We start from the raw sequence: 21,863 nt of genomic DNA, 5'->3' as shown, positions 1-21,863 counted from the left end.
GAATTGACTTAAAAAGTGCTAATAAATGTCCCAATTATATCACTTATTCCTAAATTTTTAACCTTTTTCTTGCCCAGAAAACACCTGCGATCAAAAATACGACTTGTGCCGCCACATAGCCAATAAGCCCTGCCGCAACACCGGATGTAAACCCATAAGAATGAAGGCCAACGCTTAATAAATTGACGCCAAACCAGGCCCACGCCACAATAACAATGCCAAAAATGCTGGCCGCCGCCACGCCTAACTCGTCTAACATATTCGCAATCCGCGCGTGAAAGATAATAATGCACCAGATAACGATCAAAAGCGCGCCATTCTCTTTGGGGTCCCAGCCCCAAAACCTTCCCCAGGATTGATCCGCCCAAATGCCGCCTAACATCGTTCCAAAAAAAGACAATGTCAAACCAAGCCCTAAAGACATGAGAAGTGTTTTGTAGGTCGCACGCAGCTGTGCGGTATCTTGCGGATGCGCGATCGCTTGAATAATGTAGGCGTGCCCAATGATCCCGGCGACACAACACGCCGCATAGCCCATGGTAATGGTAGGAACATGAATGCCTAACCAAAAATTAGAATTTAAAACAGCGACTAACATTTTCATGGTGTCCCCGTCACTGCTGAATTTTCCGGCAATGATCAAAAGCAAAACACCGGCAATACTGCCGACAATGTTCCCGAGCCACTTGCGATTCACTTTCTCGATAATGATGCCGAGCAAAACGCTCATCCAGGCAACAAAAACAAAGGTTTCATAGAGGCTGGTGACCGGCGGACGCCCCAGAATAATGATACGGAAAATCAAACCCGCTGTATGCGGAATAAATCCTAGGATCAAAAACATGAAACTCGCGAAGCGTAAATTCAGCTTTCCATTAACCGCAAAAGCAATAAACGCCAAAAACGATAACCAATAAAAGATATGAGAAAAAACAAAATATCCGGCGCGATTATATGATAATTCCAAGTCAATATAACGCATGCTACGCACATCACTGGTGCGCTGCCGCACCGAGTCAGAAAATTTCTTCGCCGCCAGATCAAAGACGATCGGCTGTTTGTCCTGATAGCCACGCGTCAACTCGGCTAAAAATATGATCTCTTTTTTGATTTTTTCGCTGTGAAATTCTTGGGCCATCGCATCCCAGGGGCTTAGCCAATTTTGTTCGTGGTTTCCTTCCGACGGAATAACCATCAGCGGAAGATGACGAAAATACTGCGACCATTGATACATATTCGACAAAATCCGGAAGATCTCCCGCTCATCCTCGGTCCAATCAGAAGAATTCTTTGCGGTTAAACTATCTGCCACCGGACGGATCAAATCCGAATGAAGCGCGATCTCAAGAAAAGTAAATTCTTTTTGTGTTTCCGGAAGTTGCAGCATCCGCACAACATTACCAGAGGAAATGGAAAAATCAACGTGAGGTACGGCAAAACTGAAACTGTCCGTCAGGCCTAAGTAAAGCACCAGATTTTCAAAAGTGCGAAGGATCTCGTTTTCAACAACACTGCGTGATTTTGGTTCAATCTGGTTAGCGGAAGCCGCCAACATTTCAAGCTGATGAAACCCTTTTTCCAACTGCGCAAAACTATACCGGCGTTTTGATTCCGCCGTAACACCCAAAGCATGTGCGATCTCGGCATTATTAATAAGGAAGACTTTGTCATCACGCGTTTGTGTCGGCGTAAAGATAACCCGCGCCAACCAAGCTAAGGCAGGTTTTCGCTCGTAGGTTGTCTTTCCGGAGAATTGCAATAAAACATGGCGCGCGTATGTGTCGATCGGCTTGATCCGTCCGCTTTCTAAAATTGCCATGCGTCCGAACTGCTGAAGCGGAAATTTCCCTTCTTCGGCGCTGGCAAACACAGAGAAGCTAAGAACAGCCACCACGGTCAAAACACACGCGATAATATTTTTTTTCATGCCGGATCCTTTGCGCGCATGCGATACAAAGAAACAGAAAAATGAAAAACTAATCCTAAAAATGTAACGATCGTTGCGATATACGGCAAAACACGCCCTTTATTTTTGACAACGGCTAAGGTTGATGTTTCTTCGCCGTTACGCCCGATAGAATACGACGCCTGATAAAAAGTAAAATCATTATGCCTCAAAGGATTATTCATAGAAATTATGACCTCCCGCGACGCTAAAGGCGTTTGAACCTCAACCGTGCTTTCAAAGCTTTTTGCCATTTCGGTATTGGGATGTTTGGTCATGCGAAAGTCGACTAACTTGACAGCGAACGGCAATTCAAATCGCTTCCGGCGAAGCACAAGTTCATAGTGCTTTGCGCCAGCGGTGATCTGCGTCGGTAACATGTCGCCGCCAAACAAAATAATATCTTGGCTTGGCGAATTCGCCTGTGTTAAAACAAACTTGCCGCTTGGAATATTTTTTACCGGATCATGATCAACGGGACGCTCTTCTAAAATACTGATCCCCGAACTATTTCGCACAGCATCTTTTTTATCCGATTCGCTAAAAGCGGCGCTATTCGGATAATAATTTTTTACCGTCAGCGAAAAACCAAGATCATCAAAGCGCAAAACCGCGTTTGAATTTAAATGATCGGCATCATAAGCGATAACGCTTTTCTTTCCTGTGGCTTTTTCCCAGGCCGATATTTCCCAATTGTGATAGGCCGCCGAAACGTTGGACGACTCACCTTCATTTAAAGTCAGATTTGATTCAAAAGAATAATAAAATGTGACGAACGCCGAAATAAAAAACAATAATATACCGCCATGAATGACCGTTAATCCGATTTTGGACCATTTGTATTGAAAACGCGTAATGGCCGCGGCGGTTAGGTTAACGAACAAGATCCATAAAACCAACTGAGCGCCCGGAAACGGCAAAAATCCGAACAACAAAAACACAAAGGAATTAAAAAACCGTTCTTGGGCTAAGTAAAGCCCGTATTCGGCCTGATAAACTGTCCCGGCAAAAACTAAAATAAAAAGCGCCAGCAGGCAGAAAACCGCCCACTTAACAGAACTTAATGTTCGCATGATGCGCAGTGATTTAATTTTGTCCAACATAGAAACTACTTTGCTTTGAGCTTGAGGGATTTAAGAAGCGCTGTAAATGCGCTTTTGTTTTTTTCGACAGCCGATTTTGATCCGGCCATTTTGACAAAATAAGTTTTTTCGTTTGTGGTAACGATCGCGGCGATCATTGAGGGTAAAGCCGCATCACCCGAGGATTGCAATAAAGTAAGGTCAATGACGCTCGCGGATAATTCTGCGCCTTTTACCGTTTCACTTTTCGCTAAAAATTTATCTAATTCTTCCGGTGAAGACACCGAGACATTGATCTGTTTCATCCAACGCTGGACATTAGCCTGAAGGCCGCCGGCCTGTCCGCCTAAGGAAACAATGCTGCAATCAATAGGATCTTTTGTATCCGCATCAACCAATGTCGCAAGCCGCATACCGCTGGCCGGTTTTTCACTCCAGCCGTCGGGAACATCCCAGCTTAGATCATCTTGCTTAGGATCAGCTACCGGCAGATCGCCCATCGGCATTTGATTTAAAAAAGCGTGCGGATCTTGATCCTGCGGCATGTTTTTGAGAAACGCGTGCGGATCTTCAGGCATTTCGTTTAAAAACGCGTGCGGATCCTGCGCCATGGAAATTTCCGGAGAAACAGTTATTTCCGTATAGCGGCGTTCTTTAGGCGCGGCCGGTTCACAGGCTGCGATCAAGACAAAGAATAGAATAATAAGGAAATGTGGTTTCATGGTGTTTTTAAATTCGAGCCATCATAGCAAAAACTTAAAAAGAAACAAAGATTAATTTATTATTTAAAACTTACTTTGTTGAACCGTTTGATACGCATTTTCAACGCAGTCATTAAGAGAAATCCCGCCCAAATAATTAGCGGCAAGATGTAAGCGGCTTATTTTTAACGATTCATTGATGATGTTTTCCCTGACCTGAACATACGCTTTATCGTATTGAGGAATGGCGCTGGGAAAACTTGCAAAAAATTCTTTGACCGGTTCTTGGCGGACTTTAAGAATATTCTTTATTTCCTCTTTGGCCAGGTTGAGCAACTTTTCTTTTGACTCACTGATCATCGACGGATTTCTCGCTCCGCCCATCATCACCCGGCAGGAAAAATATTCACTTCCGGCGCGATTGGGGAAAATATTGCTATCGAATAAAACCCCCAAAATATCGCGACGTTCCAAAGAAGAAGTTAAATAACCAAAACCAAATGGCAGGATTTCAAAATCCGAACGCCTGTACACCAACCCCGCAACCGTCATCGGCGCGTAAAAAACACAACGCAAACTGCCCGCCAAAGACGGGCTTAAAGAATTGGCCATCTTCGCCGCGGCCGCGGCGGGTACGGACATATAAACTTCGTCAGCTAAAAGATTCTGGTTTTTTGCGCGAATAACAAAACTGCCGCCAACCTTATTAATAAAATCGATTTCGCAACCCGTCACAATGGAATTTTGATAGCGCGCGCTCAAAACCTCAATGAGCTGCGACATTCCGCGGCGAAAGGAAGTTAAGGTTCCTTTGGGCTCAACATTGTAATGCTTTTCGCTTTTTTTCTTTTTTAAAGCGATCATCCCCTTGATCAAAGAACCGTAGGTTTGTTCGATCTCATAAATACGCGGAAAGGCGAGTTTCAAATTTAGATTTTGCGCTTCCCCGCCGAAGATCCCGGCGCACATCGGGTCCAGAAAAACTTGCGCAAAACGTTTTCCCAAACGCCTTTTTCCGAAATCATAAACGCTTTCAACCGGATCAGCTCCTTTGGCGATAAAATATTCCAAGGGAATACGAAGTTTTTCTAACGAAGATAGAAGTTTGAATTTCAAAAAAGTGGCCGGATTTTTAGGAAGCGCGTGGAGTTTTCCTTTGGAAAGCAAAAAGCGCTCTTCGGATTGTTTATCCGCGCTGACGAGTTCGTCCGATAATCCTAATTCTTTGATAAATTCTAAGGTGCGGGGCTTCGAGGAAAGAAAACCGTTGGGGCCGGTCTCGAATAAAACGTCATCGTGGCGAATGCTTTTAATGGTTCCGCCAAGCGTATCATTCTTTTCCAACAATTGAATATCAATATCAGCGCGCGAGGCATATTTCTGTTTTAAATAATGCAAAACTGCCAAACCGCTTATTCCGCCGCCAATGATACAGATTTTTGCCATGAGATAAAATTATGACCGGAAGATCTTTACGGTTGCCATTTGAACTTGTGTACCAGCTCCACCACTGACTTTACTTTTGAAACATCCGTGTCAGGTAAAATGCCGTGACTTAAATTAAAAATATATTTTTTATAATGTTGTGCGCCGAGCAAAACATCCCGGACTTCTTTTTCCAGATTTTTGCTCGGCGCATAAAAAATCCCGTTAAACAAATTTCCCTGAACGCCTTTTTGGGTTTTCTCCAAAATAGAATTATGCCCTAAAACCACCGTATGGCAGACCGATAGGAAATCTGCGTCCGTTTGCTCCATCAGCGCCAGCAAATGGCTGCAATTTTTCACGTAATAGATCGACGGCAAATCAACTTTTTCAAAGATCTCTTTTACGTAAGGCAAAACAAAATGGGCGTAGTCGCTAGGCCGCAAAATACCGCCCCAGGTATCAAAGATCTGAAATGCTTTAATACCAGCTTTCTTCTGCAAATTAAGATAATCGATCGTATTTTTCGTCAAGATTTCCATAAGACGATGGAATTGCTGCGGTTCTTCGGCCAAGAACTTAAAAAGCTTGGCGAAGCTAAGCGAGGAGCCGCCTTCGACCAAATAGCTTAAAACCGTAAAAGGACTGCCCGCAAAACCAATAAGCGGGATATTGTCCGGCAAACGCGCGTTAACAAGTTTGATCGTCTTTTCAACGAAAGACAGATCGTCAAGATCGTGAATATTTTTGAAATTGGCAGCATTTCCTAAGGAATTATCGATGACCGGCCCATCAGTATTAGAAAATTTGATGTTAAAACCCATTGCCGAAGGAAGCGTTAAGATATCCGCGAATAAAATAGCCGCATCCACGCCCAAGGCATCAATAGGTTGAACCGTGATCTCCGATGCCAATTCAGGCGTTTGGAACATCTCGTTTAAAGAATATTTTTCCTTTAAAGCACGATATTGCGGCAGGAAGCGCCCGGCCTGGCGCATAAACCAAACAGGGACAGTTTTATTCGTCCCTTCAAAAGCTTGAAGAAATAAGGGTTTCATTTGATTTCTCTGGCGTTTTTAAGAGATTCGATATCTTTGGCCATATCTGATTGACGTTTTTCGATCTCTAAAAGGCGCTCTTCGATCTCGAAAGTTTTGCGCGCCATGTATTCTTTCGTGCCTTCCACGATGATTTGCGCGCCGACTTTACGTGTTTTAGCTCCTTTGGGGATGATCAACACCGCGCTGGCGCCGATCTGCACCGCTTCCATCCCTTCGGGAACCGGCTGATTGACGCTACTGGCCGGCGGCAATGTCACCTCTTGCTGCGCAAAAGAAATTGCACCGGTAAAAAGTAAAGCGACAACAAAGATAAAAGGAATCGATCGTTTCGTCATAGACTTGCGCCTATTATAGCAGTCAAAATAAATTTTCCCAGCGTTATTGTCCGCGACTTTTAAGCGCTTCTTCAATCACAAAAATGTCCTTTTTGACAGAGGGATGGCTCGGCGCAAAAACCGCAGCTTGATTGATCACCTTCTTAGCTTCCGAAAGCTTTCCCATTTTATAGAGAAGCTCGGCTTTCGTGCTGAGGATCACCGCGCTATAAGGAAGCAACTTGATCGCCTTCTCAATAAGCCTAAGGCCCCGGGATAAGTTTTTTCCAGTTTCATAATGTGCGTGAAATGCTTGGTTATTATAAGAGTACGCCAAGATCTCTGTCACGTCTTCATCGTCGGGATTTTTCTTGAGCAAATATTCCAGTTTTTTGATCGCTTTTAGATTATCGCCCGTCAAATAATAAAAATAGCCTAAGGCATAAAGTGAACGCAAATTTTTAGGATCCGCGCTTCGCGCTTTACTGAACCATGAAAGAGCATCCTTAAAATGGCTTTTATCTTTTGAAGAGATCCCCAGGAACATATGCGTATTGGCGATCATTAACATCGTCGGAACATATTTGGGATCGAGTTCGTACGCTTTTTGAAGTTCCTGCATAACGATCGGGAAATCCTCCTGGATCGTCTCAAAGCTCCCCCTTAAAGCCGCCGCATACGCCCTATGCGCCTTGGCAGAGTTTGGATTTTCTTCAACCCCGAGCCGAAAAAGTTCGATAATATCTTTTTTGCTCTTTACTTTCTTCAAGCAAAAGTTCCAGGCATCCCAATAGCAATCGATATTTTCGGCCGCACAGGCCCCTTCTGCTTCTTTTAGCTTCTTGGCTGCTTTAACCCAGTCTTTCTTAAGAATAAAATATTCCGTATCCACTGTGTAAACAAATAAATTCTCAGGGTCATGCCCTCGGATCTTATCGATCGCTTCTCTGGCTTTATTAAAATCCTTTATCCACATATACTGCTTGGCCAAAATGCAGTGAAGAGCAATAAGCAGCTTTTGATCGTCCGACGAATAGGCAATAGTCTTTTTAAGAAATTCTATGGTCTTGGAATAGTTCTTTACACTGCCATAAATGAGTGCAAGCTCATAATAAAGAGACGGGTCTCCCGGGCTTTCGTCAATGGCTTCTTCAATAGCCCGAATGTCATCGCGCACTTCTTGTGCGGCAGAAAAATTACCATCGAACACATTGACCATGTCTTTTTGATATTTTTCCTGATCCGGTGCTGCCTGGAGAGCGAAAGAGAAAGAAGCTGAAGCGAGGAAAATGCTAAGACTAAGGGCTAAGAGTTGGGTCATATTCATAAAATAAAAAATCCTCCGTTCGAATAAATTTTATTGAACGAAGGTTTTACTTTTTTAGAGTCCGGGTTCCCCCTTCAACTCGGGACTTAACCAAATCACTTGTCTTACTTTACTCCCCACCCATTTTAAAATCAAGATGAATTTTGATAATTTAGATTAATATTTAAAACGGCTGGAAAATAAAAAGGCCCGATGACCTTAGCGGTCATCGGGCCTTTTTACTTGTTGTTCAATTACAATTTAACAACGTTTTGAGCTTGTTCTCCTTTAGGGCCGGTGGTGATATCAAAAGAAACCGCCTGACCTTCGGCTAATGATTTGTAACCATCGCCTTGAATAGCGCTGTGGTGAACAAATACATCGTTGCCGTTTTCGGGAGTAATAAATCCAAAACCTTTTTGGTCATTGAACCATTTTACTTTACCTTGTGCCATGTATTTACTGTCCTCCTTTCACTAGAATTGAGTAAATATTGGCAATGCTAACTTCTGTGACCTTATCAAGGTTTACAAAGCACTGGTTCTCTTAAACTTCGAAGACAACATACTGCAGAAACAAAAACCGTAAGGCAGTTAATCCTGTTCCTTACGGTCTTCAGAATCTTTTCCACTATTTACTGCAACGTAACTATAGACGACGAATATAACTTTGTCAATGTAAATAATTATTTATTATTGTTCCGCAAGGCAGCCGCTTTTTACCAATCAATGGGGAAATAATCTTTGAGGAATTGCCCGTTCCAATGTTTGCCGGTGATGATCCCGTCAAAGAACGGATCGCAAACCCGCGCGGCACCGTCGACAATATCCAAGGGGGGTTGAAAATCATGCACATCTTGTTTGCGCAAAGAAAGCGCGATGGGATCTTCATCGGTGACCCATCCGGTATCAACCGAATTCATAAAAATCCCGCTTTTAGCCAAGTCGCTAGCGGATGTATGCGTTAGCATATTGAGCGCCGCCTTGGCCATATTGGTATGCGGATGGCGATCGGTCTTTACAAAACGCAAAAACTTCCCTTCCATCGCCGAAACATTCACAATATGTTTTTTACCCGTATTGTCCCGCTTCATCATTTTAGAAAGACGATTGCATAACACAAAAGGCGCGATCGCATTGACCAATTGGATTTCGATCATCTCGGCGGTAGGAATATCGCCCAAACGAAGCCGCCAGCTATTGACTTCGCGCAAATCCACTTGTTGAAGATCGGCATCCAGTTTGCCCTTCGGAAAAACTTTTTCGGCCGATAAGCTATGATCGTGCGAATACGGAACTTGAGATAACTTAGCCGACGCAAAAAGCCCTAAGCCCGGCGCTTTTGCGTTCCAGGCGACCGGCAAGTTCGCGCTCGCCGCTAATTGATTTTGACCCGTCGCATCCGAAAGCTTTTGCTTGCACTGTTCAAAGGGACGCAAAAGCGCCTGAACCTCAGGCGGCAACGTTTCAAAGCTTTTAGCTTCATTCTCTAATAAATGCGCGTAAAAACCCGGTGGACGACGCACGGTTTGCGCCGCATTATTGATCAAAATATCCAAGCGGTCATATTGCTGTTCGATAAAATTACAGAAGATCTCAACACTAGGCGTATGCCGTAGATCTAATCCATAAATATGAAGCCGCCCGCCCCATTTTTTAAAATCTTCTTCACGAGAAAATCGCAGCGCTGAATCAACCGGAAAACGCGTGGTGGCAATAACCCTGGCTCCGGCGCGAAGCATCATTAAAGTCGCCTGATAACCTATCTTTAACCGCGATCCGGTAATAAGCGCAGTTTGCCCTTCCAATGACGCCATTTGGAAACGTTTTTGATAATTGAATTCGGCACATTTCGGACACATAGAATCATAAAAGAAATGAACGCGGGTAAAAGGAGCCTTGCAAATATAACAATCGCGCGGCGTTAAAAGCTCAGGCCTTTCCTGCTTTAAAGAATCCTCATGCGCGATCAGCGCCGGAGCGCTAAAAACAGCCGCCTCTCGGGCGCTGCGAATACCGGTTGCGGCGCGCACTTTCTTTTCATAATTGATGATCTTTTGTTTTTGAATTCTTTTGCGGTCGCGCTGACGTTTAATGATCTCAAGCTTATCCGGGCGGGAAAGTTTTCCGGCGGCGGTAACAAGGGCAATGCGCTGTTCTTTGCTGATCAAGAATAATTGCTCGCTGTCTTCAATGAAGGCATTCAAAAGCGCGATGCAATCGTCCATCTCTTGTTCAGAGAATTTCGGTTCTAAGGTTTTTGCGGGTTTATTGATCATTTTTGTTCGCCACGCGCGCGGCAAATTTCTCGATCCACTTCGTCGTTAGCATCGCCGCTAAAATAGCGGCGGCAAATACGTAAACACCTAGTCGCGGGCGAATATTTGTCAGCGGCCCCAACTTGACCGCCACGATCATGATCGCCACCACAAATACGTCCAGCATGGACCATTTGCCTAATTGTTCCAACCAAAATAATACTTTTTGGCGCTTTTCCGCGCTAAAACGCACTTTCCAAAGGATCCAAAGAGTAGATAATTTTATGACCGGAAATATGATCGAAAATGCAAAAATAACAAAAGATAGGAAATATTCTCTGTCATGGAACAACCCGACCACGCCCGACATGACCGAATATTCGTCTTTCCAGAAAATAAAATTCTTAACCTCTAAAAGCGGCAAAGAAAGCCCGGCGCAAAATAGCCCGGCGCAAAAAATGATCAGGACCGGGATATCGAATCGCCGAGGAAACATCTCCTGCAAAGATTTTTTCTGATTATTTTTCATAAGATTTTACCCAACAGATTATCACCCCTGAACTCCGTTTTGTCCAGCGCAAAACAAAAAATGCTACGCCGTTTGCTCGTCTGAAGAGCCTTCTAAGACTTCCCAACGTTCAAAAGCGGCTAAAAGCTCGTCTTCTACTTCTTCTAATCTGGATTTCGTTTTGGCAAATTGCGCGGGATCTTTTTGAAAAAAATTGGGATCCGATAAAAGCGTATAAAGTTTATCTTGCTCGGCTTCCAATTTCTCAATTTTTACCGGAAGTGCGGCAAGCTCACGCTCTTCCTTATAAGAAAGTTTTCTGGGGCCGTTATAGGCTTGGGAGGGTTGGGGCGCCCTAACGATTTTTTCTTCAGGGGCGCCCACATCTTTCTTTTCTGTATCAGCAACGGGCTTTCTCTGCGCGAGCCAATCATCATATCCGCCGACGTATTCATTCACCGCGCCGTCGCCTTCCAAAACGAATGTACCTGTCACCACATTATTTAAAAAAGCCCGGTCATGGCTCACCAAAAGAAGCGTGCCGGAATATTCCGAAAGAAGTTCTTCTAAAAGCTCCAGCGTTTCCATATCCAGATCATTGGTAGGCTCATCCATCACCAGAACATTCGACGGCTTGGTAAAAAGTCTTGCCAGAAAAAGCCGATTGCGTTCCCCGCCCGAAAGCACCTTAACAGGTGTTCGCGCCCGTTCAGGAGAAAAAAGAAAATCCGCCAAATATCCCATGATATGCCGAGGCTTGCCGTTGATCTCGATCATATCTCCGCCGCCGGTCACATTTTCGCAAACGGTTTTTTCTTCGTCTAATTGTTCGCGCAACTGATCATAATAAGCAACTTCTAAATTTGTTCCCAGGCGTACTTTGCCTTTTTCCGGCGTCATTTTTCCTAAAAGCAAACGCAGTAATGTTGTTTTGCCGGAACCATTGGCGCCGATCACTCCAATTTTATCCCCGCGCATGATTTGCGTGGAAAAATCTTTGATGAGACATTTTCCGGGATAACTAAAACCTAAATTAGAAATTTTGGCGACCAAATGCCCCGAGCGTTCGGCCTCTTGCGCCTTCATCTTCACTAAGCCTATTTGCTGGCGCTGAGCTTTTTTCTCTTCGCGCATACGCTCCAGAGCTTTCACCCGGCCTTCATTGCGCACCCGACGGGCTTTAACGCCCTGACGGATCCACACTTCTTCTTCCGCTAATCTTTTATCAAATTCAAAACGCTGCGCCGCTTCATTTTCTAAAGCCAGCTGTTTTCTGGTTAAAAATGTTTCATAATCACATTCCCAGCTAAAAATACTTCCCCGGTCAAGCTCAACGATACGCGTCGCCAAATGGCGCATGAACATCCGGTCGTGCGTCACAAATAACAATGTCCCTTTGAACTTTTTTAAGAATTCTTCCAACCAATCAATGGAATCAATGTCTAAATGATTGGTCGGTTCGTCTAAAAGTAAAATATCGGGCTCAATAACCAGCGCGCGCGCCAAAAGCGTTCGGCGCTTCTGTCCGCCGGAAAGCTCGGAAAAATCACTTTCCGGATCAAGCTTCATATGCGAAATGACTTCATCAACCTTGTTGTTGGTGTCCCAGCTTTGGGTGCGGTCAAGCTCGCCTTGCAAACGGTCGAGCTGTTTCATCAGTTCGGGAGTGTGTTCGGCGTGCAAGCGATGGCTGACGTGATAATAATCTTTAAGCAGTTCGCCGCGCTTGCCTAAGCCGGAGGCGACAATATCAAAAACGGTTCCCTTAATATCCGATGGGATCTCTTGCGGTAAATGCGTTATTTCAATTCCTTGTTGCCGAACAACTTGGCCGATATCAATGCTCACTTGGCCGGCGATCACCTTCATTAAAGTGGTTTTGCCTGTCCCATTACGGCCCAGCAAAGCGACGCGTTCGCCCACTTCAAGCTGAAAGCTTAAATTCTCGAAGATCTTTGGCCCGCCGAAAGCGAGCGATATTTCCTGTAAGCTAATAAGTGCCATAAGTGAACGATCGTATCCTTATGAAAAAATCTCAAAGGAAAAGAGTTTATTCTGAAAATTCAAAAACTTTTTTTAGATTAAGCTTTTCTTCCGGGAAAAGTGTTTGCAGGCTTAAAAGGATCTTGCGCTGAACATTGGGGGTAAGTTTTTTTCCTTTTCTTCCCTTCGCCACCATTTTATGCGTCAGCTGTTCGGTGGATGCCGCCACCAGATCGTGATTGGATAATTTTAAACGGATCATCAAGGCGTCTAACGGCTGGGGTTTAAGCTCGTCTTCCATTATAAATAAAATTCCTTCAAACGTTCTTTGGTGCGTTCGTCCGCCAAATATTCATCAAAGGTAGTGGCGATCATATCCACGTAACCTTTGGGCGTAATTTCGATAATGCGATTGGCGACGGTTTGCACCAGTTGATGGTCATGCGAAGAAAAAAGAATGGTTCCGTTGAATTTTTGTAATCCCCGGTTTAGCGCGGTTAAAGATTCCAGATCCAAATGATTGGTGGGTTCGTCTAAAATAAGAACATTGGGTTTTATAAGCATGGCGCGCGCCAACATACAGCGCACCTTTTCCCCTCCGGAGAGAACGTTCACGGGTTTAAATGTTTCTTCGCCCGAAAACAACATGCGCCCTAAAAATCCGCGCACGAAATTTTCATCCTTATTATCCGAAAATTGACGAAGCCAATCAATGATATTCAGCTCACTTTGAAAATATTTAACATTATCTTTGGGAAAATACGCACGCCGCGTAGAAAATCCCCATTTAAAACTTCCCTCGTCCGGCTTTAATTCATCGGTTAAGATTTGAAAAAGCATGGTGCGCGCCAGATCGTTTGGCCCCACAAAAGCCACTTTATCGCCTTTTTCAATGGTGATATTGAGCTTCTCAAACATCACTTGTCCGTCTAAAGACTTAGAAAGATCTTTGATGGTTAAAAGATCATTGCCGGCTTCGCGCTCGGGCTCAAAACCTAAATACGGATATTTGCGTGAGGAGGGGCGAATTTCTTCAATGGTGAGTTTTTCTAAGATCTTTTTTCGGCTGGTGGCTTGCCTGGATTTTGAAGCATTGGCGCTAAAACGCGCGATAAAATCTTGCAATTCTTTGCGCTTTTCTTCTGTTTTTCGATTGTCCTCACTGCGCTGACGAAGCGCCAATTGGCTTGATTCCTGCCAAAATGTATAATTACCCGGATAAAGTTGTATCTTTCCAAAATCAATATCGGCAATATGCGTGCAAACCTTATCTAAAAAATGGCGGTCGTGAGAAACGACGATGGCCACATTTTCAAAATCACACAAAAATTCTTCCAGCCACATACAGGTATTGATGTCTAAGTGATTGGTGGGTTCGTCTAACAGTAAAATATCCGGATTGCCGAATAAGGCTTGCGCTAAAAGAACACGCACTTTTTGTCCGGCCTTTAGCTGTTTCATGGAAAGCTGGCAAAGCTCTTCGCCGATGCCGAGACTATTTAAGAGTTTAGCGGCTTCCGATTCGGCGTTCCAGCCGTCCAGCGCGGAAAATTCGTGGTCTAAGTCCGCCATGCGCATCCCATCAGCATCGGAAAAATCCGGCTTGGCGTAAAGCGCGTCTTTTTCAGCGATAATATCGTAAAGCTTTTTGTGGCCCATAATAACGGTGGTGAGGACCGAAAATTCATCAAAAGCAAATTGGTCTTGTTTTAAAACCGAAATACGCTTGCCCGGCGTCACGGAAACTTCTCCGGAGGTTGTGTCCACTTCGCCGGAAAGGATCTTAAGGAAGGTGGATTTTCCGGAACCGTTGGCGCCAATAAGCCCATAACAATTCCCCGCTGTGAACAAAATATTCGCGCCGGAGAAAAGCTTGCGCTGGCCATATTGCAAAGAAACATTACTGACTGAGATCATATTAAATCCACCTTATTTAATTTTTAGCGTCTTATAGCGAAAAAGGAGTGTACCACAATCGAGGAGAAAAAACCAGATTAGTTATCAGAAGAACATTAAAAATCCCCCAAGTTTGCTAATGGCCGTTCGGTATGCTATATTGTGGATACTAAAATTTAATCCCAAAAGGAGATCCTTGCATGAAAAAAAGATCATTGGTCATGTTAACAGCATTATCGTTTGTGGTCGGGTTAAGCGCTTTGAGCTATGCCATCGAAGAACCGGTCAGCGTTGAGATCAAAACAGACAAAGCCGTTTACGCGCCGGGTGAGACGATCTACTATCAAATTGAGATCAATAATGAATCGGACGGATACGTGGCTGTTGGCGGCGCAGACAACAATGTTATCACTGTAAGGTTTGATCTGGCAACCGACGTGTACGGCCGCACGCGTAACCATCACAGCGAAGTCAACGGGACCAATCACCCCTCCAATGACGGCGCCTATTCCAAAAGTCGCGCTTCTGTAGCCTATGGAAGCATGGTCTTATCTGTTCCTCCGTATGGAAATCCCGCAGGGCCTTTATCTCCGGTCGATCCGGGTCCGTATTTTGTCAAAGCAACACTTCCCTTGAATATTGCCGGCACAGAGGCCGAAGTCAGGGCAAGAACGGTTATTCGGGTCATTGCGCCCCAAGACGAAGATGATACAATCGATGATGTCGGAAACGACATTCAAAACTCTTTCGATACAAATTCCCGCGGAAAATAATCAACCCCTGCTTATTTCCGCAGGAAATAAGCAGCCCCTACGTTTTGATTTGTTTTGCTTTTGAAAACAAATCAGCAGGGGTAAGCGCTATTTCAATACACTTCCGGCACAAAATGTTGTTTCGTAAGCGGTGGGCGCACATAGCCCTTATCTTTTTGGCGCGGCGGCAGCTTGATGGGTTTAGGTGTTAGGTCTTTGTAGGACATCTTGCTTAAAAGATGATGAATCCACTTACGCCGTGCGCGGCGTTTATTGTCGGCATTGACCACATACCAGGGCGACTCTTTTGTGTCGGCGCACTCAAACATGGTATCCTTGGCTTTGGAATATTCCACCCATCTGGTGCGGGCGTCCAAATCCATGGGGCTTAGCTTCCAGCGCCGTCGGGGATCTTGCAGCCTCTTTTGAAACCGTTTTTCCTGAACCTCGTCGCTTACCGAAAACCAATATTTGATGAGGATAATGCCGGAGCGGATGAGCATCCGTTCAAATTCCGGAACCGAGCGTAAAAATTCCTTATATTCCTCATCGGTACAAAACCCCATCACCCGTTCTACCCCGGCGCGATTATACCAGGTGCGGTCGAATAAAACCACTTCTCCGGCCGACGGAAGATGGGCGATATAACGCTGAAAATACCACTGGGTTTTTTCTTTTTCTGTCGGAACGCTCAAAGCCACCACCCGGCAAATGCGCGGGCTGGTACGCTGAGTAATACGCTTGATAACCCCGCCCTTGCCGGCGGCATCGCGGCCCTCAAAGAGAACGATCGCTCTTAAGTTTTTGCGCTTGATCCACTCTTGGAGTTTTACCAGCTCTATTTGTAGTTTTTTAAGTTCGCGTTCGTAAAGTTTTTTGCCAAGTTTCTTTTCCTGCTTGTCTTTATCTTTGCCGCTTTTCATTGGATATCCTTCCTCGTTGATTATTCTCAAATCAGTAGGGGCAACCCTGTCCCCGCTTTGTGCCTGGCACGCTATTTTTTTAACAACAATAATTATTTAGAAACGGTTTAAATTATTTTTCATCAATTTCTAAAATCCGCTTGGCTCGACTTAAAACATGGTCATAGGTCATTATCGTTAAATTATGATAGCTAGAATTTAAAATTCGAAATGCTTCTCTTTGCTCATTGTTCCAGTCGCTTGATCTACCGAAAATCAATATACAACGCGGTTTTATTGTTTTTACATTAGCGACTCGTTCTAAGAATTTCACACTGTTTGCTTCACGTTCCACTTCATAAATATATTTCGTCGCTTGTGTAACAGCTTTTGTTAAGTCGGCTGATGGCACATAGTTCCCATGATCCTGCCCATTGGCCCAAAATTGCAAGTTCCCTTCGGGCCGCTTAATTTCAACAATATCAAGAAAACCATCATACGCTTGCATTAAATAATCTGCGATATTTGCGGTATCTATTTCTCGTTCTTCTAAAATCTTCACAAATTCACTTCCAAGAACCCAGTCATTTCGCTTTAGCCATTCCTGCCATTTCTGCTCAAGCAAATTTTGGTCAAGCATATTTTCAAATTCTCTAACCGCCCCCATTCTTGCCTGATGTTGCAATCCCGCAATCATGTCTTCTGGCAAGATATTGTTCTTTGCAATAAAATCCAAAACTTTCTGTTTGTCTGGATCCGCAAAAATTGCCCTTAAATGTTTAACCTTTTGATGGTCAAATTTCTCATCAATTGGGATATACTCTTTTACTCCCTTTTTAAAGGGTTCGTAGTTATCCGATAAAAACTCAAGTAATTTCTGAAATTCCTCATTATCCAAAGTAAGTTCACTTTTTGGATTTGTATTTTCAAGTGTTTCAGGCGCGAAGCCATTCTTGTTATATCTGCCAATTTTTAGGCAAATATCCTCTTGTTGTGAGTTTTTATGTGGGATTTTCCAAAAAGCAGCACGAGTAACAGTTTTTGCTTTTTCTTTTAGCAATCCAAATAAGTATTCTATCCCACCTTCAGTTTTTCTAATCGTTGTCATATTTTCAATTCAAATCCAAAAATTTCCAATCTTTGAGATTGCTTGGATTGTATTCGTATTTCAAACCATCACGATAGCGCCAGCTATTCCTTTCTTTCAGCACAATTCCGCCATATAATTTTTTACCGTTTTTATTTTGTTCAGTGATATATTTTGCCAATCCCTCGGCGCGTGATTTTGCCGTTTCTGCAGTCAGCCCGCCTTTTGTATCAAATAAACCAATGCGACCATCTTTTTGCATTACAATAAAATCAACATAAAATGGCTTTTCAGCCCCATGCTCCATATGCGGTACGGCGAAATACGTCGCATCACTTTTCCCATTTTTAAACCACCACTCCACTTCTTTTGATTTTTCCAAATATTCTATGAAATCAACTTCAAGGTTACTATCTTCTTCAAACATATTCGCTGTGCCTCCACCGGACTTCCTTGTGTAATATGGAAGCATCACCGACTTTTTATAATCTTTCTTTGCAAAAGAAAGAGTGTAGTTTATTACTTTCGGAACATTCCAGGGCTCCTCATTCTTCACTAGCTCATTTTTACCTTTTCCAACTTCTTCTTGATACATTTCTTTTGCAAAATTGATGGTATCAATCATAATTTGGCGGTTTTCCTCCGCAAGAACAGCGGCTTGAATCTTTGGCCATTCGTCTTCGTTTCGCGACGCTTCAAAAAGTGAATAGATTGAACTTTTTATACGACCAATTGATCGTTGCTCTGGCGCGAATGGTGCGAGATTGTTTCGCGCAAACATATCAAACGCATTTTGCAACTCAACTTCATTCTTGGGAATATCAAGCGTTCCTTTTCTATCTATGCCCTTTGTTTCCTTATCACTGTCAACAACACGACCACTCGCGATTAAACTTGTTTTTAAAATACTATGTTTGAATGAAAACTTTTCTTTGAGTTTCAGCTTCTTTCCTGCCTCGACGAAAAGAGGCGTAAAATCAGAGGAAAGGCGAGTTTCCTCACGGAAACGCTTTGAGTGATAGGCCAGTAAATCAAGATTTTTGTAATTCTTAATTCTAAACCCAGTAAAGGTTGTAATGTAATCGCGCGATAAATCTTTGGCGACATTGATGTCCTGTAAACTCGTGAACACATAGCCAACGTTCAAATCTTGATCGGCGTAATGTTTCTGCTCTGGCATACGCATAATGCGTCCAAGCGTTTGGATAGAGAAAGTAATGTTTTCCTCGCGCCATTGTCTAAACAAAACCAAAATTGAAGCGCGCGGACAATCCCAGCCAAGCGCAATCGCTTGCTTGAATATCATCACCTCAACCTCGTTCTCATTCTTCTCTATATTCGTAAGGTTTACCTTGTTGTCTTTATCAGAAAGATAAATCGCGAGTCGACCGTTTTCTGTTGTATAGCCAAATTTCTTGAGTAAAGTAACAATCTCGTCTTTTTTATCCGATACACCCTGCACTGCATCCGGTAATTGAATGAGCAAAAGTGGATTAATACCCGATCCTTCAATCTCAAGCTTCTTCTGTAATTCAATCTGCTTTTTTAACGCAGTCTCTAGCACAAGCTCATCTGCAGTTTTGTCACTTTTCTTCTTATCAATGATGTAATGTTCAAAACCAGGGTTAATGACAATTTCTTTCTTGATCATCTCTTCATCTTTTACGTCTTTAAGTTCCACTTCAACAATTCTGCTTGCGTTATTTAGTTGTGGAGTAGCTGAAACTTCAATCGTAATTTTGGGTCCAATATCTTGTATCAGTTCCTTTGATTTTTCACTATTCGCTGTGTGATGGCTTTCATCAATGATGAGAAAAATTATTCTGCCCTCATCTTTCGTTCGAGCGACAATACTTGTCAAATTGTTATCTCGTTCATTTGCGCGAACATACAAATTGTCTTTTTTATTGATACTTGCCCAGTTCAGAAATAAAATCTCGTTTTCGCCAATTTTACGATCATCCAAATCTTCAAAATACGAGCATTTTATACCTACACCGTTTTCATCGTAATATTTCCGAAGATTATTTCGGCTCTGGTCATGCAATTTATTTACAGCAATCCATGCAAACGAGAATTTCTTACCATCTGCGCGAGAGTCGACTAAGCGCTTTAAGAATTCTGCCATCATCAGCGTTTTACCAGATCCTGTAGGCGCTTTAAAAATACAAATTTTGCTCTCATCCGAGTCCAAAAGCTCATTGATTTCTCGCTTCAACTTTACAACAGCATTTTCTTGGTAATCTTTAAATTCGAATATCATATTATTTAAAAATCTCCCGATATACCTTTAGGATCACTTCGGGAATTGCACAAAGCGACACCTTACTCTTAACATCAGCAAATTTCCTCACATGCGGATCATCACCCATCGAGAAAACGTAAGTGTTAAAACGCCCATCAATCTTTTTGATTATCTTTTTATAATCCTCTATTGCCTCCTCATAGAAAATAATCCCAATGTACTTATCCGTATTCTTAAAAATCTTGAATTCGTCCGTTCCTTGGACAAACTCAAAAGCATTTTCTAAGATGCACAGCATATCCGCTGATTCTTTTACTAGCTTTCGCTTATTTTTATCTGTTGGCTCAGCTTCTACGAAATCGGTTGCGTAATATTTGAGATTTCCGCCAAGTCCATCGACTTTCTCTTCTTTCTGATTTTTGTATCCACTTATTACTTTTTTAACCCGAGGATAACAAATATCTGAAGCGATTTTATGCTCTGATTTTTGATCCCCGTTATTCGTACATAAAATAAAGGATCTGCAACCGCCGTCTTCTTTGTTTAGCTCTAAAACTGCATGACCTGTTGTCCCTGAACCAGCAAAAAAGTCAAGAATGACGTGATTTTTGTTTTTCTCCCCATTATAATTAAATTTTAGAATTTTCTTAATTAAGTTAACAGGCTTAGGAAACATAAATAAACGGTTCCCTAGAATGTCGTCTAATTCTTTTGTTCCTTCATGTGTATATGGTCCCTCAAAAAGAGTTGTTGGGGTTGAATTCCTCAAGATTCCATCTTTATCCTTTAAATATTGTTTAAATCTAACCGACCATTTTCCGTTTTTCATTTTATTGAACACAAGTTCATCGTTCTTCATTGCTTGTTCTACGCGTTCTTTGGACCAAAGCCATTGCTTTTCGGGCCAAATTTCTTCTCCATTATAGTTAATCGGGTATCGTAGATTTGGCCTATCAGCCATGCTAGTTGTCCCCAATGCCCAAGTCCCGTAAGGTCCCCTGATCGAAAAATGCTTATCTTTTTTTGTAAATAACTTGTTGTTTGATTCAATATAAGGAACGCTTATTGATTTAATGAAACTGGAACTTTTTGCGTACATCAAAATATATTCGTGCACCTCGATTAATGCTTTTGGTTTTGCTCCAGCACCCGCTTTGTTCTTCAAAACTATCGTTGCCAAGAAATTCTCTGAAGAGAATATTTCATCACAAAGCATTCGTAATGGCGCCAGCTCATTATCGTCAATACTTAAAAAAATGACCCCGCTTTGTTTCAAAAGATTTTTTGCCAGCTTGAGACGCTTCTCCATAAACGAAAGCCATTTGCTATGTCGAAAACTATCCTCTTTATCAACAAGTTTGTCATTGTAAATGAAATCATTATTGCCGGTATTGTAAGGCGGATCAATGTAGATCAAATCGACCGCTTCGCGGTGCGTGAAATTAAGGACAGCTAGAGAATGGTAGTTATCCCCCTCAATCAAAAGATTTACGAGTTTTGATTTATCAGATTCAATTGCTTTATTCTTAACTTCTTTCAAGACAGGAAATGGCTTACCCGCCATTTCGTTGGGAAACATCTCGCTTGGCGTACGTGCATCCGGATTGACTAAAATATCAATTTTTTCTTCTGGCAAATCGCGATGCCAAACAAGCCCATACGTCGTGCTTTTTATCTTCACGATTTCCTTGATCAAATCCTCCTTTGACCAAGCTTCATATTCTTTTCCGCTTATTTTTCTTACCATAACATTAAGTTACTTTCTTAGATCGATAACATCAAGCCATTCTTTGTAAAATTTAGTTCCTTCAAAATAATCTCCATGTTCTAAAGTTTTTTGTTGATGATTATAAATTTCTAGATCTTTAAAAGGTTTTTGATAACATTTCATGTCATAGGCGCTCCGCAAAAAACCAAAGCAGCCAGAATGACCAAAAGGATTATATCTACAAACTTCATCATTATAGCTGCAATAACAATGTAGCTCATTCAACTTTCCAGCACGCAGAGTATCATCATACGGAATTTCTCTATGAGCAGAAACGATACTGGCTACTAAAATCAACTTATTAACTTTGATTGGCGACTTGCCATCTTCTTCGCTTCTTTTGATCGCCTGATAACTCAATTCTGTCCCATAACTGTGTCCAACAATGTTTAATTCAGCATCGGGATATTGAGTCGTAAGAGATCTCAACTCTCGCATGACACTTTTAACATGATCAAATTTAGTTTTCATGTTTACTGAATTAAGCGCCCGGAGATATCCATAAGTATGCGGTATTTTAATATCACCATCAAATCGTTCATCTTCGTTAATATAGTTAACAAATTTATTAACCCAATTATCCTTTTGGACGCTTTGAATTCCATGTATAGCAAAAATTATACGCATTATT

General features: G+C 42.6%; 19 protein-coding genes. 1 reads left to right on the top strand and 18 read right to left on the bottom strand.

Going from position 1 to position 21,863, the window contains the following annotated elements:
• Positions 1 to 49 precede the first annotated feature (49 nt).
• The 13 genes from ccsA to WC676_05370 form a co-directional block, all read right to left on the bottom strand.
• Complete coding sequence (gene ccsA / locus WC676_05430; protein MFA5060050.1) at positions 50 to 1,927, bottom strand: cytochrome c biogenesis protein CcsA; 1,878 nt, start codon at positions 1,925 to 1,927, stop codon at positions 50 to 52.
• Positions 1,924 to 3,048 (bottom strand): cytochrome c biogenesis protein ResB, encoded by a 1,125-nt coding sequence (locus WC676_05425; protein ID MFA5060049.1) that lies wholly within the window; start codon positions 3,046 to 3,048, stop codon positions 1,924 to 1,926. The genes ccsA and WC676_05425 overlap by 4 nt, the downstream gene beginning before the upstream one ends.
• A gap of 5 nt (positions 3,049 to 3,053) precedes the next feature.
• On the bottom strand, positions 3,054 to 3,749 hold the full coding sequence (locus tag WC676_05420; protein MFA5060048.1) for a hypothetical protein: 696 nt from the start codon (positions 3,747 to 3,749) through the stop codon (positions 3,054 to 3,056).
• 63 nt (positions 3,750 to 3,812) lie between these two features.
• Entirely contained in the window at positions 3,813 to 5,174 is a 1,362-nt protein-coding gene (gene hemG, locus WC676_05415) for a protoporphyrinogen oxidase (GenBank protein ID MFA5060047.1), read from the bottom strand.
• Positions 5,175 to 5,200: 26 nt separating this feature from the next.
• Positions 5,201 to 6,211: a uroporphyrinogen decarboxylase gene (gene hemE / locus WC676_05410; GenBank protein MFA5060046.1), complete on the bottom strand. Its 1,011-nt coding sequence runs from the start codon at positions 6,209 to 6,211 to the stop codon at positions 5,201 to 5,203.
• Positions 6,208 to 6,549, bottom strand: coding sequence for a hypothetical protein (locus tag WC676_05405; GenBank protein ID MFA5060045.1), 342 nt, complete (start codon positions 6,547 to 6,549; stop codon positions 6,208 to 6,210). Before WC676_05405 ends, hemE begins: the two co-directional genes overlap by 4 nt.
• Before the next feature lie 43 nt (positions 6,550 to 6,592).
• Positions 6,593 to 7,855, bottom strand: a complete 1,263-nt coding sequence (locus tag WC676_05400) for a CDC27 family protein (GenBank protein MFA5060044.1) — start codon at positions 7,853 to 7,855, stop codon at positions 6,593 to 6,595.
• 233 nt (positions 7,856 to 8,088) lie between these two features.
• Positions 8,089 to 8,289, bottom strand: a complete 201-nt coding sequence (locus tag WC676_05395; protein ID MFA5060043.1) for a cold-shock protein — start codon at positions 8,287 to 8,289, stop codon at positions 8,089 to 8,091.
• Positions 8,290 to 8,552: 263 nt separating this feature from the next.
• The gene (locus tag WC676_05390; GenBank protein MFA5060042.1) at positions 8,553 to 10,112 is read right to left on the bottom strand and encodes an SDR family oxidoreductase; all 1,560 of its coding nucleotides are present in this window, start codon (positions 10,110 to 10,112) and stop codon (positions 8,553 to 8,555) included.
• Positions 10,102 to 10,620, bottom strand: a complete 519-nt coding sequence (locus WC676_05385) for a paraquat-inducible protein A (GenBank protein MFA5060041.1) — start codon at positions 10,618 to 10,620, stop codon at positions 10,102 to 10,104. The genes WC676_05390 and WC676_05385 overlap by 11 nt, the downstream gene beginning before the upstream one ends.
• A 63-nt stretch (positions 10,621 to 10,683) precedes the next feature.
• Positions 10,684 to 12,603, bottom strand: coding sequence for an ATP-binding cassette domain-containing protein (locus WC676_05380; protein MFA5060040.1), 1,920 nt, complete (start codon positions 12,601 to 12,603; stop codon positions 10,684 to 10,686).
• 46 nt (positions 12,604 to 12,649) lie between these two features.
• Positions 12,650 to 12,883, bottom strand: coding sequence for a hypothetical protein (locus tag WC676_05375; protein MFA5060039.1), 234 nt, complete (start codon positions 12,881 to 12,883; stop codon positions 12,650 to 12,652).
• Complete coding sequence (locus WC676_05370) at positions 12,883 to 14,499, bottom strand: ATP-binding cassette domain-containing protein (GenBank protein ID MFA5060038.1); 1,617 nt, start codon at positions 14,497 to 14,499, stop codon at positions 12,883 to 12,885. Before WC676_05370 ends, WC676_05375 begins: the two co-directional genes overlap by 1 nt.
• Positions 14,500 to 14,678: 179 nt before the next feature.
• Here WC676_05370 and WC676_05365 point away from each other — a divergent pair, with 179 nt between their 5' ends.
• Positions 14,679 to 15,251, top strand: a complete 573-nt coding sequence (locus tag WC676_05365; protein MFA5060037.1) for a hypothetical protein — start codon at positions 14,679 to 14,681, stop codon at positions 15,249 to 15,251.
• Between the two features lie 92 nt (positions 15,252 to 15,343).
• Here WC676_05365 and ppk2 read toward each other — a convergent pair whose 3' ends face one another.
• The 5 genes from ppk2 to WC676_05340 all read right to left on the bottom strand — a co-directional run bounded on the left by ppk2 (position 15,344) and on the right by WC676_05340 (position 21,859).
• Complete coding sequence (gene ppk2 / locus WC676_05360; protein ID MFA5060036.1) at positions 15,344 to 16,153, bottom strand: polyphosphate kinase 2; 810 nt, start codon at positions 16,151 to 16,153, stop codon at positions 15,344 to 15,346.
• A gap of 112 nt (positions 16,154 to 16,265) precedes the next feature.
• Positions 16,266 to 17,240, bottom strand: a complete 975-nt coding sequence (locus tag WC676_05355; GenBank protein MFA5060035.1) for a Shedu immune nuclease family protein — start codon at positions 17,238 to 17,240, stop codon at positions 16,266 to 16,268.
• A gap of 4 nt (positions 17,241 to 17,244) precedes the next feature.
• Positions 17,245 to 19,482 (bottom strand): DEAD/DEAH box helicase family protein, encoded by a 2,238-nt coding sequence (locus WC676_05350; GenBank protein MFA5060034.1) that lies wholly within the window; start codon positions 19,480 to 19,482, stop codon positions 17,245 to 17,247.
• 1 nt (position 19,483) lies between these two features.
• Positions 19,484 to 21,211, bottom strand: a complete 1,728-nt coding sequence (locus WC676_05345) for a site-specific DNA-methyltransferase (protein MFA5060033.1) — start codon at positions 21,209 to 21,211, stop codon at positions 19,484 to 19,486.
• A gap of 9 nt (positions 21,212 to 21,220) precedes the next feature.
• Complete coding sequence (locus WC676_05340; protein ID MFA5060032.1) at positions 21,221 to 21,859, bottom strand: hypothetical protein; 639 nt, start codon at positions 21,857 to 21,859, stop codon at positions 21,221 to 21,223.
• Positions 21,860 to 21,863 lie beyond the last annotated feature (4 nt).

The sequence above is a fragment of the Candidatus Omnitrophota bacterium genome, assembly GCA_041649175.1.
Classification (GTDB): Bacteria; Omnitrophota; Gorgyraeia; order Zapsychrales; family JBAZNR01; genus JBAZNR01.
This window is presented reverse-complemented; position numbering and strand designations above follow the sequence as displayed.

Coding starts and splice junctions, on each gene's coding strand:
- ccsA (MFA5060050.1), bottom strand. CDS start 1,927: ATGAAAAAAAATATTATCGCGTGTGTTTTGACCGTGGTGGCTGTTCTT.
- WC676_05425 (MFA5060049.1), bottom strand. CDS start 3,048: ATGTTGGACAAAATTAAATCACTGCGCATCATGCGAACATTAAGTTCT.
- WC676_05420 (MFA5060048.1), bottom strand. CDS start 3,749: ATGAAACCACATTTCCTTATTATTCTATTCTTTGTCTTGATCGCAGCC.
- hemG (MFA5060047.1), bottom strand. CDS start 5,174: ATGGCAAAAATCTGTATCATTGGCGGCGGAATAAGCGGTTTGGCAGTT.
- hemE (MFA5060046.1), bottom strand. CDS start 6,211: ATGAAACCCTTATTTCTTCAAGCTTTTGAAGGGACGAATAAAACTGTC.
- WC676_05405 (MFA5060045.1), bottom strand. CDS start 6,549: ATGACGAAACGATCGATTCCTTTTATCTTTGTTGTCGCTTTACTTTTT.
- WC676_05400 (MFA5060044.1), bottom strand. CDS start 7,855: ATGAATATGACCCAACTCTTAGCCCTTAGTCTTAGCATTTTCCTCGCT.
- WC676_05395 (MFA5060043.1), bottom strand. CDS start 8,289: ATGGCACAAGGTAAAGTAAAATGGTTCAATGACCAAAAAGGTTTTGGA.
- WC676_05390 (MFA5060042.1), bottom strand. CDS start 10,112: ATGATCAATAAACCCGCAAAAACCTTAGAACCGAAATTCTCTGAACAA.
- WC676_05385 (MFA5060041.1), bottom strand. CDS start 10,620: ATGAAAAATAATCAGAAAAAATCTTTGCAGGAGATGTTTCCTCGGCGA.
- WC676_05380 (MFA5060040.1), bottom strand. CDS start 12,603: ATGGCACTTATTAGCTTACAGGAAATATCGCTCGCTTTCGGCGGGCCA.
- WC676_05375 (MFA5060039.1), bottom strand. CDS start 12,883: ATGGAAGACGAGCTTAAACCCCAGCCGTTAGACGCCTTGATGATCCGT.
- WC676_05370 (MFA5060038.1), bottom strand. CDS start 14,499: ATGATCTCAGTCAGTAATGTTTCTTTGCAATATGGCCAGCGCAAGCTT.
- WC676_05365 (MFA5060037.1), top strand. CDS start 14,679: ATGAAAAAAAGATCATTGGTCATGTTAACAGCATTATCGTTTGTGGTC.
- ppk2 (MFA5060036.1), bottom strand. CDS start 16,153: ATGAAAAGCGGCAAAGATAAAGACAAGCAGGAAAAGAAACTTGGCAAA.
- WC676_05355 (MFA5060035.1), bottom strand. CDS start 17,240: ATGACAACGATTAGAAAAACTGAAGGTGGGATAGAATACTTATTTGGA.
- WC676_05350 (MFA5060034.1), bottom strand. CDS start 19,482: ATGATATTCGAATTTAAAGATTACCAAGAAAATGCTGTTGTAAAGTTG.
- WC676_05345 (MFA5060033.1), bottom strand. CDS start 21,211: ATGGTAAGAAAAATAAGCGGAAAAGAATATGAAGCTTGGTCAAAGGAG.
- WC676_05340 (MFA5060032.1), bottom strand. CDS start 21,859: ATGCGTATAATTTTTGCTATACATGGAATTCAAAGCGTCCAAAAGGAT.